Raw genomic sequence first — 13,935 nt, 5'->3', positions numbered from 1 at the left:
CGTGCGCGTTCACGGGGGCATTGCCCCAACAAGGAGACAAAGAATGAAGATAGCCCCTCTCACATGCCGACGCGACACCCACCGGCGCATCATCTCGTGGTCCGTGGTGGCTGCTGCGGCGCTGCTTGCTTCCTGCGGCGGCAGCGGCAGCGGTGGTGGCAACTCGCCACCCGCGCTGTTCCCGTCCGCTGCCGGAAGCGCGCAGGCCGCGTGCAACAGCTTCCTGAGCCGGGCCTTCGAAGGCGCCACGATCACGCAGGCGACGCTGACGCCCCAGACAGACACCACGCCGGAGACCTGCATCGTGCGCGGCGAGATGCCGCCGGAACTCGCCTTCGAAGTCAAGCTGCCCAGCAGCTGGAACCAGCGTGTCCTGTTCATCGGCGGCGGCGGCTTCGACGGCGCCATCTACCCCAGCGCCTACAGCCCTGGCGTCGCGGAAAGCGGCTACGCGACCATCGCGACGAACCATGGACACGATGCGGCCAAGCATCCCAATGGCTCCTTCGCTATGGACCCCCAGTTGCTTCAGGACTACGCAGACGGTGCCGTGCCCAAGGTGCTTGCATCGGCGAAGGCCGTGCTCCGCTCGCGCTATGGCGAATCGGTCGGCCGCTCGAAGTTTGTCTACGAGGGCTGTTCGGGCGGTGGGCGTCAGGCGTTGATCCAGGCGCAACGGCATCCCGACCTGTTCGACGGCGTGATTGCGCGCGCCCCGGCCAATGCCTACACGGGCCAGTTCCTCTGGTATCAAAAAATACTCAAGCAGCTGGCCCAGCCCGAGGCGGGCCTGAGCATCCCGAAGGTCAAGACCCTCGCGAACTTCATGCAGTCCCAATGCGATGCACTCGACGGCCTGAAGGACGGCATCATCAGCCACCCCGAGGCCTGCAAGCCCGATCTGGCCAAGCTCCGATGCACGGGCGCCGACGCAGACTCTTGCCTGACCGACGCGCAGCTGGCGTCCGCCAAGGTCCTGTACGAGCCCACCGATGTGGCGGGTGGTCGCTACACATGGCCGGCCTTTCCCTATGTCGGCGGCGAGACCGCCGACGACGCATCGTGGCAGGCCATCGGAGGCACCACGTTTCAGATTCTCGGCGGCGACTACATGAAGTACTTCGTGGCGCAAGACCCGTCCGCAGACCCGCTGAACGTCGACCCGCTGCAGTACACGAACCGACTCGACCACCTCGCCCGATTGATCGATGCAGTCAACCCCGACCTGAGCGGGTTCCGGGCCCGCAACGGCAAGATGCTGCTCATGCACGGCACCACCGACTGGCTGATCACGCAGAACAACACCACGGACTACTACCGCAAGGTCGTCGCCGCAGCGGGCGGGCAGGCCGCGGCCGACCGGTTCGTCGAGTACTACGTGCTGGCAGGCAACGACCACTGCGCCGCCACGCCGGCAGGCGGCAAGGGCCCGGACAGCGTCGACCTCATCACCCCGATGTTCGACTGGATCGAAACCGGCACCCATCCCAGCGCCCGCGAGATCGTGGCCACGCGCAGCGTCGAGCCGGGCAAGGGCATGCAGCGGCCGATGTGCAGGCACCCGCAGTTTCCAAAGTACAACGGCACCGGCGATCCCGACGCGGCGTCCAGCTTCACCTGCACGTCACCTAGCTAGGCGTCGTGGCGCTGTGTACGCAGCAGTGTTGGCACAGGCTGGTCTGTGAAGGCATTCGCGAAGAGAACGCGCGTCGCCCGTTCTGGGTGGCGCGGGAAGGATTCGACACGCGCTGATGCATTCAATGGATACGGTGTCCTCCTGCTGGTTTCTCGCACCCTCTGGCCGCCGAAGCGCGCAACTTCGGTGGGCGCCGAGGGCATGCGTCGGCGTACTGACCCTACCTACGAAGCCCGATCTGGACTGAGCCCCGCAGCGATTCACACTGCCTTGGTTGTCGGGTATTGGCCTCGTTGCAGACATCGATTGTTCCGATCCCGACTACGGCAATCGCTGCATAGCCGCCCTTGGGGTATGCCCCCCTTCAAATGGGTTGCCGACGTTCGAGAGGCTCGGCTTGAGAGGAGCTGTCCGTCAAAAACGAGCCGCTCCCCATTTGCGCGCGGCACGCCTGCCCATTGTTCCCGCGGTAGCGGGGGAGGACGATCAGGCCTCAGGCCCACACTTCGTCGATCACGGGGTTTTGCAGAATGCCTATGCCTTCGATCTCCACTTCGCAGACGTCGCCCGGCTTAAGCCAGACCTGCGGCGTGCGCGCCAGACCCACGCCCGAGGGCGTACCGGTGATGATCATGTCGCCCGGCTGCAATTCCATGCCTTCCGAGCACGCGGCAACGAGGGTCGCCACGTCGAAGATCATGTCGCGCGTGTTGGCGCTTTGCAGCACTTCGCCGTTCAGTCGGCAGGTCAGCTGCAGGCCGGTGGCGCCTGCCGGCAGTTCGTCCGCTGTGACGAATTCGGGGCCGAAGCCGCCGCTGCGATCGAAGTTCTTTCCCCACAGCCATTGGCCGGAGCGGAACTGGTAGTCGCGGATGGAACCCTCGTTGAAAATGGCGTAACCGGCCACGTGCGCCAGCGCATCCTCCTTGGCGATGTAGCGGCCTGCCTTACCGATGATGGCCACGAGTTCCGCCTCATAGTCGAACTGCGTGGAGACCCGCGGGCGCACCAGGGGCTCGCCGTGTGCGACCCATGAAGAGGGAAAGCGCTGGAACAGGACCGGGTGCTTGGGCGGCTCGAAGTTGCTTTCCGAGGCGTGATCGACGTAGTTCAGGCCGATGGCGAAGGCCTTGGACGGGGTCTGAAGCGGCGGCAGCAGTTTCAGCTCGGCGAGCGCCAGGTGCTGCGTCGCGCGGGCGGCGGCATCCTTCACTGCGCTCAGTCCGTCGGGGTGCTTGAGCAGCGCGTCCAGCGTCGACGGCAATCCGACTTCGGTGAGGTTGACGACCTGCGAACCGGTTCGCAGGCCCAAGGCGGGCAGGCCGTTGCTGGCGATAAAGGCGATGAGTCTCATGATGTGGCTTTCAAGGCCGGCTTATGCCGGATGCTCCAGGTTGGTGATGAAGTCGGGGGGCAACGAAGGCCCCCACACATACAGCGAGTCTTCCGGCGGATGGTCTGCCGCGGGCCACTCGCTGTCGGCCGGCACGTAGTCGATGTCGTGCGAATACTCGGCATAGCTGCCCCACGGATCGCGCACGTAGTAGAAGTAGTTCGACCCGAGCACGTGCCGCCCCACGCCCCAGCCTCGCCCATGGCCGGCATTGCGCATCTGCTCGGAGCCGCGCCCGACCTCGTCGATGCTGCCCACGTCCCAGCTCGAATGGTGCAGGCCGGGCGCGTGCGACTTCGCGAAGGCCACCAGATGGTGATCGGAGCCATGGGCGCCATGCAGGAAGGCGATCAAGTCGCCGGAATGATCGGATAACCGCAGGCCCAGGATCTCCTGCGAGAAGCGGATCATTCGCGGCACGTCGGGCGTGAAGAAAAGCACGTGCGACAGATAACGGGGGCGAACCTGCAGCGCGCGGCTGCGCGCTGGCGCGGCGCCATGGCCCGGTGCGACGGGCGGTGTCACGACCGGGCGGGACTTGTGCGAGGGCGACACCTTCGACGCTGCCACGAGCTGCAGGTGTGTGCCGTCCGGGTTGCGCAGCCAGACGCCCTCGGCATCGCCCAGCGGGTGCGGCTGTGCCTCGAGGCCAGCCGTGACAATGCGTTCCCGCAAGGCATCCAGCTGATGCGCATGCACGCCATAGCGCACGTACTCGAGCTGCTTCGACCGGCCCGATGCATGGACCCAGGCCCAGCAATGCGGATGACCGAAGGTGTGCAGCGCCAGGCGGTTGCCCTCGCGGCGCACGTCCAGGCCGAAGGCGCGGTAGAACTGCTCGGCCTCATGCAGGTCGGGCACGCTGAACACGAAGCGGTCGACCGAATGGACCGACGCATGGGGGGCTTGATTCATACCTCAGCCTCCTTTGTGTCGTCGGGGCAGGCACGCAGGGTCGCTGCGAAGCAGCTGCAGATTTCGTCATTGGCGCGACGTGCAGCCTCTGAGACCTCGAAGAACCCGAAGAAGGGATGGAACATGTCTTCGTAGCGCAGCACCTGCGTGGCAATGCCAGCCGCCTGCAGCCGCGCCGCATAGGCCAGCCCCTCGTTGTACAGGGGGTCGCACCCTGCCACGGCGATGACCGTGGCGGGCAAGTCGCCCAAGTCTGCGCAGTGCAGGGGAGACGGAGGAAAGTCCGTCGCACGGTCCGCTGCCGTGCCCAGGTAGAGCCGCGCCACCTCCCGCAGGTCGTGCGGCGTGAGCATTGGATACGCACACCCATCGTTTCTCTCGAGCCTGACCGTGTCGCGTGCGAAATCGACGCCGGGCACGATGAGCAGCTGACCCGCGAGCGCAAAGCCGCGGTCGCGAACCTGGATAGCCGACGAGGCAGCGAGATTGCCGCCCGCGCTTTCCCCGGCCACGGCCACGCACGCGGGATCGCCACCGAGGGCCACGGCGTTGGCCAGCGCCCACAACGTGGCAGCCAGCGCGTCGTCGTGCGCGGCGGGAAAGGGATGCTCCGGCGCGAGTCGATAGTCCACGGACACCACCACCGCCTCGATGTCGCGACACAGCTTGCGCGCGATGTCGTCCATCAGCTCGACGCTTCCGAGCACGAAGCCGCCGCCGTGGAAGAAGACGACGGTCGGCAGCGAAGGCTGGTGCGAATGCGGGCGGTACACGCGCACCGGAACGCGCACGTCTGTGTGCGCGGCAACGGTGTCCTCCACAGACTGCACATCCGGCAATCCGGAGCGCTCGTGCGCGGCAAGGACAGCGGCGCGCATGCGACCGCGCGCCTCGTCCGGCGTGCCGCTGAACGGTGGGGGCGCACCGCGTGCCTGCAGGACAGCAACCACCACGGCGAGTTGGGGATCAAGCTGCGGCATGGCCGGCATCACATCTCCCCCAGCACGTGTCGTTGCGAGTCGAAGGCGCGGGCGCGCAGCGCGTCGACATCGATGTGCAGCATGCGGCCATTGCGCTTCACCGCGCGTCCGGCGACGTAGACGGAATCGACATTGCCTGGATGCGCGGCTAGCACGATGGCCCCGACGGCGTCGGACACGGGGGTGAGGTTCAGGTCGTCCTGCCGCACCAGAATGAGGTCGGCCTGCTTGTCCGGCGTCAGCGATCCCGTCTTGTGCGCCAGCCCGGTGGCCTTTGCACCGGCGATCGTGCCGAACTCGAGCACGTCACGCAAAGTAATGGTCGGTGGTGCGTTCGCGGCCTTCGAATGGCCGCCACCCATCCAGGAGCGGTAGTGCGCAAAGGCATGGCGCATCTGCGTGAACATATCGCCGGCGCATTTCGTTTCGGTATCGCCGCTCAGGCTGGGACGGATCCCGGCGGCCAGCAACCGGTCGAATGGGATATCGCCGATTCCCTGCGCGTTCAGTTCGCAGTGCACGCCCAACGAGGCCGTCACGCCCGCGTCGGCCATCATGGCCAGTTCGTCGTCCCCGCAGAAGCAGCAATGAACGAAGGTAAGGTCGTCGCCCAGCACGCCGGCCTGGTGCATCTGGGCGATCGCGCGGACCGGTGCATTGCGCGCATACGCGCCCATGTGGATGGTGGAGCGGATGTCCAGTTCGCGCGCCAGGCGCAGGTCCTGCAGCCAGACCTCGCGGCGTGCCATTTCCGGGCCGCGCCCAGCCATCGCCAGCGTCAACAACTGGTCGTCCGAAGAGAAGTACTGGCTGCGAAGTCTGCGGATGTCCTGCGGATGACCGCGTTCGCTGTCGAACATCCAGGAATGCCCCTCGACCAGCGGCCAGCCATGGGCGAAGACACCCCGGATGCCGGCGTCGCGCAAGGCCAGGATCGCGGCGTCCGCATGCTCCGGTGTGTTCTGGACATGCGACCAGTCCAGCATCGTGGTCGTTCCGCTGTCCAGGGCCGACACCGCGCCCAGCAGGGTGCCGGCATAGACGTCCTCGGTGCGGAAAGCAGCGCCCTTGGCGCCGAGCATTTCCGCGAAGTAGATCTGAGGATCGATGTCCGCATAGCGATGCCGCACGCAGGTTTGCCAGGTGTGCCGATGGGTGTCGACGAAGCCCGGCATGACGATCATGCGTTGCGCGTCGATGCGCTCGGCCGCTTCGGTCTCGATGTGGGGGGCGACCGCGACGATGCGCTCGCCTTCGATCAGGACGTCGCCGCGGCGCAGGTCGCCGATGGTGGGGTCCATGCTGAGGACCCAGCCACCGGCCAGGAGGGTGCGGTGGGTGTTCACGGCTTGCTCCGCGTGAGCCAGCGACCCAGTTGCGCCTCGACCTCACCGGCCCGTGCCAAGGCGCTGCTGGCCCAGGCGACGTAGCCGTCCGGGCGCACCAGGATGCCCGTCACGCCGTCCATCGCTGCCGGTACGCGGCCGACGCGGGCGCTGACGACGTTCAAGGGCAGGCCGGCGCACTGCAGCGCTTCGAACTGGCGGCTCTGGCCTTCGAGGTCGAGCAGCAGGAACTTGCGATTGCGCAGGAGCTCGGCCGGCCGAAGCGACCGGCCATCGAGCGTGAGGAGGTCGAAGTCGGGCAGGCGGCAGCCGGTCAGCGCGTGGTTGCCCGCTTCGTGCGGATACGGCGCTTCCAGCCCGCACAGCTCCAGCACCAGTTTGCGCTGCACATCCGGCAACGGGATGATCTGCTCGGCCATGCGCCGCTTGAGCGTGAGGCCGCTTTCGTCGAAGTTGAACTGCAGCACACACTGCGCCTTGACGCTCTCCAGCAGGGCGCGCATGACAGGCAGGCGCTCCGCGTCGTAGCTGTCCAGTGTCGACTCATCGGCATGGCCGTTTACCACGTTGGCCAGCTTCCACCCCAGGTTGAAGGCATCCTGCAGGCAGAAGTTCATGCCGACGCCGCTGGCTGGATAGTGGATGCGGGCCGACTCGCCCACTAGGAACACGCGACCCTTTCGCAGCGACGGCACCGAACGCATCTGGTCGTCGAAGCGCGATGCCCAGCGGTGGCTGGTGATGCCGTAGTCGGTGCCGTGCACGTCCGCGATGCATTTCAGCGCTTCTTCCAGGGTGACGGGCTCATCCTTCGGTGCCATGCGTCGGTCGCGATGGACGATGTTGAAACGGGTGATGCCTTCACCGAAGGCGTAACCGCGCACCCAGCCCATCTCGTTGTCGACGTTGATGCGTCCTCCGGGCCAGGGCGCATCCAGGTGCGCATCGATGACGATGCCGCGGAAGGTGCCGGAATGGCCATCGAACGGGATGCCGGCACCGGAGCGCACCGTGCTGCGGCCGCCGTCCGCGCCGACGAGGTAGCGCGCGCGCAGCGTCGCTGGCGCCCCCTGGGCATCGGTGACCGACACGGTCACGCCGCTGCCATCCTGCTCGAAGGACTGCAGTTCCGTGCCGCGGCGAATTTGCGCGCCGCTCTCGGTCGCCCATTGCCAGAGGATTTCTTCGGTGAAGTTCTGTGGCAATCCCAGTGTGAAGCCGAATCGGCTTTCCAGGTGCTGCCAGCGAATCGGATGAAAGCCGGCCCATATGTGCGAAGGCCGAAACGGGTACGGCACGATCTCGCGCGTGCGCTCGATGAACCGATCCGCAATGCCACGCGCATCGAACAACTCGAGCACGCGCGGCAGGATGGTCCCCGCCCGCGACTGCACGCCCTCAGTCCTGCGTTCGAACACCAGCGTCTTCGCGCCCGCACCCGCCAGTTCGGCGGCGAGCGTCAAGCCCGAAGGGCCACCCCCCACCACGATGACATCCCATGATTGCATGTTTGTTTGCTCCCTATTCAGGCTGGATGCCTGCTGCCTTGATGGCCGCTTCGACCATCGGGCGATCATTCGAAATCAGGCGCGCCAGGTCTTGCGGCGAGCCGCCCATGACGCGCCACTGTTCTTCCTCGATCTTCTTGCGCACCTCCGGCAGCTGAAGCGCCTGGGCGAAGGCGGCGTTGAGCTTGCGCACGATCGGCTCCGGCGTGTTCGCCGGTGCGACGAAGCCCATCCAGTTGCCGAACGGGCGGAACGACGGGAACACTTCCGTCATCGTCGGAACGCCCGGCTGCGATGCCAGGCGCTTGTCCGACATGAAGGCCAGCACCCGCACCTGTCCCGCTTTCCATTGCCCCAGCACCGACCCGACGCTAAGCACCGTCACGTCCACGCGACCGCTGAGCAGTTCAGGGATGATGGGCGCGGCGCCCTGGTAGGGCACGTGGAGCATGTCCACGCCCGCCACCGCCTTGAACTGCTCCATCAGCAAATGGTTGAAGGAGCCGATGCCGACGCTCGCATAGGGCTGCCCCGGCTGCTTCTTCAGCTGCTCTACGAGCGCGCGCAGGTCGGTCGCGGGCAGCCGCGAGCTGACGATCAGGCCCACCGGGATGTCAGCGACGGCAATGACCGGCGTGAAGCTGCGCACCGGGTCGTAGGGCAGGTCCTTGCGCTGCAGGCTGTTCAGAAGCAGGGCCGAGGTCGTCGTCAGTGCCAGCGTGTAGCCGTCCGGCTTGGCCCGGGCCACCTGGGTGGTGCCGAGGATGCCGTTGGCGCCGGCCTTGTTCTCGAAGACGATCGGTTGGCCGAGGATGCGCGAGGCGCGTTCCGACACCAGGCGTCCCACCACTTCCAGCGAAGAGCCCGCAGGATAGGGAAACACGACATGGATGGGCTTGTTGGGATACGCCGTCTCTTGCGCGAAGGCTGGCGTGAGCGCCAGCAGTGCGGTGGCTGCGGCGCAGAAGGTCAGGAAGGCTCGTCTCATTGGGATTTCCTTTTTTCTTGAAGGGCCGCGTCAGAAGCTGTGGCGAACGCCAAGTTGCGTGCCCATGACGTCTTCGCCCTTGGCGAGAACGGGCAGCGCTGGATTCAGTGTTTCGGAGAAGCCCGCGCCATTGTTCAGACGTGCGATGCCGGCAAAGACTGCCGTGCGCCGAGAGAGGAAGTGCATGTACTGGAGGGCGACTCTGGAGGCCTTGCTTGCCCCTTGCCGCTCGACCAGGTAGCTCGCGCGGATTTCACCGGCGCCGAGCGGCCAGTTTGTGCCGACCAATGCCGAGGAACGTCGGGGTTGGCCCGGATCGTTGCGCTGGATGTAGAAACCGGTCAGGCGTGGACCGCCGAACTTGTAGTCGCCGCCTACCATGAATTCCTTGCGATCGCCGGCGGGCACCGCGTTCTTCTGGATGGTGTAGGCCGCGTGCAGGTCGAAATTCGTGTCGTTGTAAGAGACGCCCAGGCCGGTGTATTGCGCACCCCTGACGCCTTCGCTGGCACTGGCAAGCGCACGCACTTGAAAGCCGCCCATGCGCGGGCTGAGGTACTTGACCGAATTGTTGATGCGCGGCGTGAAGAGGGTCATCGGCCAGGCTGCGCCGATGCCGGTGAAGTAGAAGGGATCGAGCGGCCCGGTGAGGTCGTCCATGGGGATGTAGTTGCGACCCAGCCGCAATTCGCCATAGGGCGTCACCAGCCCAACCATGGCCTCGCGGCCGAAGTAGATTCCGCCGAAACCCACGGTGCCGGTGTCTGCGTTGAAGCCATGATCGAGCTTGAACTTCGCGCCCCAGCCGCCACCCAGGTCCTCAACGCCCTCGAAGATCAGGCGCGACGAGTCGCTGGACAGGGCCGTCAGCGTGCGGGAGCTGCCGTTGGGCGAGGAGATGCGCAGGTGGTCGACGGACATTTCCACCTTTCCGGACAGGGTGATGGAACTCTGGGCGCCCGCGCTCGTGGCAGCCCATGCCGCGCACGCGGCCACCAGATGGATGTGCCTGGCAGGCGAACGGCGCAAGCCGGATCTTGGCGCAGCTGCATGCCGCGCGAGCGATGAGGTCATTCTTGTTTGTCTCCGGGTGAGTGAGGTGACGGACCGAGGCGTCCCTCGATGGGCTCGATTGTTCGCAGCCCACATCCATGCGACAAATGAATTGTTTAAAGTATTGTCATTTGCCACGCAAATGGAAGAACCGACATGCGATTCGACAAACTCGACCTGAATCTCCTCGTCGTGCTCGACGCCCTCCTGACCACCCGCAGCGTGACGCGCGCCGCGGAGCGCGTCTTCCTCAGCCAGCCTGCGACCAGCTTGTCCTTGCGGCGTCTGCGTGAGTACTTCAAGGACGAATTGCTGCAGCCCATCGGCAAGTCATTCGTCCTCACGCCGCTGGCTGCCGAACTAGTCAAACCGGTTCACGACGTGCTCCTGCGTGTGCAGGCCATCTCCCGGGCACAGCCAACATTCGACCCGGCCACCTCGCAGCGGCGCTTCGTCATCGATTCCTCGGACTACGTCATCTCGGTGTTGCTGTCGGAGGTGGTCAGGCGTGCGGCCAGCGCAGCGCCTCGGATGGAGTTCGACCTGCGCGCCAGAAGCCCGCAGTCTCGCGACCTGTTGCAGGCCGGAGAGATCGAGCTGCTCATCACGCCGCAGTTCGCCATCGTGCCCGGGCATCCTTCCGAGTTGTTGTTCGAGGACACGTTTTCATGTCTCGTGAGTCCCGAGCATTTCGGCATGACGAAGAAGCTCACGGCGGAGCAGTATTTCGAGGCCTCGCACATCGGTGTCGAGTGGGGCGGTGGTCGGCGCCTGACCTATGACCAACAGTTGATCGCCGTGGGTAAGCGCGCCCGCAGGCAGGACGTCATCGCGCCCAGCTTCACCCTGGTGCCGCCACTGTTGGTCGGAACACCGCGCATCGCCACGCTGCCGACACGGCTGGCGCAGCAGATCGCCGAGCGCTTTCCGCTGCGCGTCGTCGAGTGTCCGGTGGAGATCCCTGCGTTTGCCGAGCACATGCAATGGCACAAGTACCAGGAGCGCGATCCTGCGATCGCTTGGCTCCGCAGCTTGCTACTCGAAGTCGCGCAGGGCCTGCAGCCGAGCCGGGCGACAGCGACGCGTGGCAGAGGGGCGAGTGGGAAGTGACGCGGCCTTTCGAATCGCGGTGCGAAGAATGTCGCTCGGATGGCCGCGATGCGGATGAGCTCGTGCGTTCATCGTGCGACTGCCGCGGGCGACAACTAGCGCCCGATGGATCGAGCCTGAAGCGCCGCGTAGCCTCCGCCGAGCGCGATCAGGCTCATGCCCATCTAACTGGTGGCATTGGGCCAATGGCCGAAGACCATCCATCCGAGCAATGCGGCCCATGGCATTTTCTATGACGCCGCGGAAGGCTCCAAGACTACCAGTCAGTGCGCACGCGCTTCGGGAGGCGGAGTCAAACGCCCGGTCCTGGCCGTTCTACGACTTCGCGGGCAAGGTTCTTACCTGGCCTTGACGGACGAGAAAGTCCTTTGTGGCCCGAGCTAGGGAATCGTCTTCGATGACACCGGTCGCGCGAAAGAACTTCGAGCCGGTTCCTGTTTCCTGACCTTCTTGAAGGCAGTCACTGGCTGATGGCCTGAAAGGGTCAAATGCGCGCAGGTCGCCAAGTTCCGTGGAAGCCGAACGGTACGCGATGCGGCAAACGGGCGACCGCGACGGGTTCCGCCGCCAGGTCCATTGCATCGAATACCAGCAGGTCGCTGCGCCTGTCCTGTTTACGCCAGGCCACGGCGAGCAGCCAGCCGTCGCCCTCGGCTGCGTCGGTGGCGCGCGGCACGAACACTGGTTCCGACACCACGTCTCCATGCGGCAGCGTGTGCATGCTGCGCTCGCCGGTATTGAAATCGAAACGGGCTAGGCTGTCGTAAAGCACGCTTTCCGAGTCATCCCTTGCTCGCGCCGTCGCATGGCAGGTGTAGAAACCATAGCGGTTGCGCCGGCCCGCGTAGCGCTCGTCGATGCGCGGAAACTCAGCCACCAAGTCGTCGAGGTACTCGCGCCGGAATCCCGTGTCCGTGCCGCTTAAATCGAAAGTCCAGCGGCACAGGCGTGCAGCCATGGCGGCGGGGTCACCGGCAAGGCCTTCGGCATCGGGCAGTCCAGGCGCCGTTTCCGACTGCATCACATAAGCCACGACAGTGGCGCCGTCGTCCCAGGCATTCATCACATGGAACACGTGGCAGGCGTCGGAGTCGAACCAACGCAGTGTGTCCGCAGTGCCACTGCGCTGCATCACGCCAACATGGGTCCGCAGGGCGGCATCCCAGGCCAGCAGTGGCTTTCCGCGCATCGCGCGTTCCACGCTGAGCGTCAGTGGCGTAACGGGAAAGAGCACATGCCCGCGCGTCACCATGAAGTCGTGCGCCATGCTGGCATGCGGCGCTTTGAAAGACTCTAGCCGTGTGACCTCGCAGTGCTTGTCCATCACGCCGTAGAGCATGGTCGGCGAACAAGGGCCGTCTGGCGAGTAAGCAAAGAAGTGCAGTTCGCCGCTCTCGGGGTCCACCTTCGGGTGCGCGGTGCATCGCGAGCTCACCCGGTCGCCGAAGCTCTGGTGCCCTTTGGAAGCCAGCGTGTAGGCGTCGAGCTCAAAAGGTTGATGCGACTCTTCGAGGGCGAACAACCGGTCGCCGTGCCACAGCATGCTGGTGTTGGCCGTGCCACCGTTTTGGCCCTGCGCCAGCGGGTCGCTGGTGGCGGGGTTGCCGAAAGTGCCGAAGAGCGCGCGCCCGGCTTCATGTTCGAGCTGCCATTTCGGCGTGCGCGCCCAACGGTTGCTGTACGACACGCTGCCCTTGTCGACGTGGAAGGCATGCACCATGCCGTCGCCAGAGAACCAGTGGTAGTTGTTGTCGCGCGGCGCGTACTGCGGGCTTGGGCCGACACGGTACAGGCTGCCCGACAGTCCGAGTGGCATCGTGCCTTCGATGTGGAGGTGCGTGATGTCGTGCTCCTCGGCGAGCGGTGCGTAGTTGCCGGCGAAGAAGTGAGGGTTCGTTTGTGCTTCTGCGTTCACGTGGAGCCTTTGGGGTTCATTTGTGAGGTCGATGTGTCCTTTAGGCGCGCGATGGCTTGCCCGACGTAGGTGGCCAATGTCTCGTCGATGCCTGAGCCAACCCGCAGCGCCGAATCTTGGTGAAACGCGCGCTGCAGCTTCGCGCCTAGTGCGGCATCGCCGCCCACCTTGGCGAGCGAGAGCTCCTGCCAGCGCCGGGCCAGCGCACGCATGGCTTCGGCATCGATGGGGGTGCCTGCCAACATCTGTTGCCGAACTTCGGCGATGAGCGGCGGCCATGCATCGGTCTGCGCAACGTAGTGCTGGCGCAGCTTGGCCATGTCGCGGACGCTGCAGTAGGGCGCGTAGAGCTGGAGGCGCGCGAAGGCCATGGCGTGCGAGATGTAGCGGATGCCTGCGCGGTCCACACCGGTCAGCGCGTGGAGCGACGGCTCGTTCCAGTGCATGGTGTAGAGCTTCATCAGCAGACCCTCGTCGCCGCCAGCTTCGTCGAGCAACAGCTCAATCCAACGTTGAGCCAGGGTCTGCGCTTGCGGGCTCTCGGGCGATACGCCGGCGGCGACCAGGCGGTGCAGCCACGCCGACAACTCGGCACGCTCGGGCGCCATGGCGTCAGCGAAACCGTCGCGCTGCGCCTTGAGCGTGCGCTGTTCGTCTTCGCTGAAGTACTTCGAGCCCGCGACCATGCTTTCGAGTGCCAGCAGCCAGTCGTCCATGCCGGGTTCTTCGCTGGCTTGCAGCTGGTCCTGCACCGCGAGCAGATGGGTGCGCAGCGCCGACGCCTGCAGGATTTCGCGGTCGAGCTGCGCCACCTGCTGCGCCACGACTTCCGAGATACCGCCGGCTGCGTTGTCGAGCAGGCCTTGTATGTCGGCAAGCGACAGGTCGAGTCGCCGCAACGCCTGAATGCGGTAGAGACGCGCCACGTCTTTCCGCCCATATAGGCGGTAGCCGCCACTGGACCTTTCGGACGGCACCAGCAGGGCGATATCGTCATAGTGCCGCAACGCGCGCACTGTCAGCCCGGTGCGCCGGGCCAGTTCACCAATCCTCAGAAACATGCCTTCCCTCTCAATTTGAAAGGCATCCTA

At 65.5% G+C, this 13,935-nt stretch carries 11 protein-coding genes; 2 read left to right on the top strand and 9 right to left on the bottom strand.

Annotated elements, in window-relative coordinates:
- Positions 1–43: 43 nt before the first annotated feature.
- Positions 44–1,636, top strand: coding sequence for a tannase/feruloyl esterase family alpha/beta hydrolase (locus tag VHAB30_RS12895; protein ID WP_159277275.1), 1,593 nt, complete (start codon positions 44–46; stop codon positions 1,634–1,636).
- 493 nt (positions 1,637–2,129) lie between these two features.
- Here VHAB30_RS12895 and VHAB30_RS12890 read toward each other — a convergent pair whose 3' ends face one another.
- The 7 genes from VHAB30_RS12890 to VHAB30_RS12860 are packed head-to-tail and all read right to left on the bottom strand — an operon-like array spanning position 2,130 to position 9,840.
- Complete coding sequence (locus VHAB30_RS12890) at positions 2,130–2,990, bottom strand: fumarylacetoacetate hydrolase family protein (RefSeq protein WP_159277274.1); 861 nt, start codon at positions 2,988–2,990, stop codon at positions 2,130–2,132.
- Positions 2,991–3,011: 21 nt separating this feature from the next.
- Positions 3,012–3,944, bottom strand: a complete 933-nt coding sequence (locus VHAB30_RS12885; protein ID WP_159277273.1) for a VOC family protein — start codon at positions 3,942–3,944, stop codon at positions 3,012–3,014.
- Positions 3,941–4,933, bottom strand: coding sequence for an alpha/beta hydrolase (locus tag VHAB30_RS12880; protein ID WP_159277272.1), 993 nt, complete (start codon positions 4,931–4,933; stop codon positions 3,941–3,943). The genes VHAB30_RS12885 and VHAB30_RS12880 overlap by 4 nt, the downstream gene beginning before the upstream one ends.
- Entirely contained in the window at positions 4,933–6,270 is a 1,338-nt protein-coding gene (locus tag VHAB30_RS12875) for an amidohydrolase family protein (RefSeq protein WP_159277271.1), read from the bottom strand. The genes VHAB30_RS12880 and VHAB30_RS12875 overlap by 1 nt, the downstream gene beginning before the upstream one ends.
- A complete protein-coding gene (locus tag VHAB30_RS12870) occupies positions 6,267–7,778 on the bottom strand; it encodes an FAD-dependent monooxygenase (protein WP_159277270.1) in 1,512 nt (503 codons plus the stop codon). The genes VHAB30_RS12875 and VHAB30_RS12870 overlap by 4 nt, the downstream gene beginning before the upstream one ends.
- Positions 7,779–7,791: 13 nt before the next feature.
- Positions 7,792–8,766: a Bug family tripartite tricarboxylate transporter substrate binding protein gene (locus tag VHAB30_RS12865; protein ID WP_159272660.1), complete on the bottom strand. Its 975-nt coding sequence runs from the start codon at positions 8,764–8,766 to the stop codon at positions 7,792–7,794.
- A 30-nt stretch (positions 8,767–8,796) separates the two neighbouring features.
- Positions 8,797–9,840 (bottom strand): porin, encoded by a 1,044-nt coding sequence (locus tag VHAB30_RS12860; RefSeq protein ID WP_159277269.1) that lies wholly within the window; start codon positions 9,838–9,840, stop codon positions 8,797–8,799.
- A gap of 135 nt (positions 9,841–9,975) precedes the next feature.
- On the opposite strand from VHAB30_RS12860, the gene VHAB30_RS12855 reads away from it, so the two are divergent.
- Positions 9,976–10,929 (top strand): LysR family transcriptional regulator, encoded by a 954-nt coding sequence (locus tag VHAB30_RS12855; RefSeq protein WP_159277268.1) that lies wholly within the window; start codon positions 9,976–9,978, stop codon positions 10,927–10,929.
- A gap of 484 nt (positions 10,930–11,413) precedes the next feature.
- On the opposite strand, the gene VHAB30_RS12850 is transcribed toward VHAB30_RS12855, so the two are convergent.
- Both VHAB30_RS12850 and VHAB30_RS12845 read right to left on the bottom strand, forming a co-directional pair.
- Positions 11,414–12,844 carry a carotenoid oxygenase family protein gene (locus tag VHAB30_RS12850; RefSeq protein WP_159277267.1) on the bottom strand — a complete coding sequence of 477 codons (1,431 nt, stop codon included), beginning with the start codon at positions 12,842–12,844 and terminating at the stop codon, positions 11,414–11,416.
- Positions 12,841–13,905: a MerR family transcriptional regulator gene (locus tag VHAB30_RS12845; protein ID WP_159277266.1), complete on the bottom strand. Its 1,065-nt coding sequence runs from the start codon at positions 13,903–13,905 to the stop codon at positions 12,841–12,843. Before VHAB30_RS12845 ends, VHAB30_RS12850 begins: the two co-directional genes overlap by 4 nt.
- Between the last annotated feature and the right edge of the window lie 30 nt (positions 13,906–13,935).

The sequence above is a fragment of the Variovorax boronicumulans genome, from assembly GCF_009811375.1.
Lineage (GTDB): Bacteria > Pseudomonadota > Gammaproteobacteria > Burkholderiales > Burkholderiaceae_C > Variovorax > Variovorax boronicumulans.
This window is presented reverse-complemented; position numbering and strand designations above follow the sequence as displayed.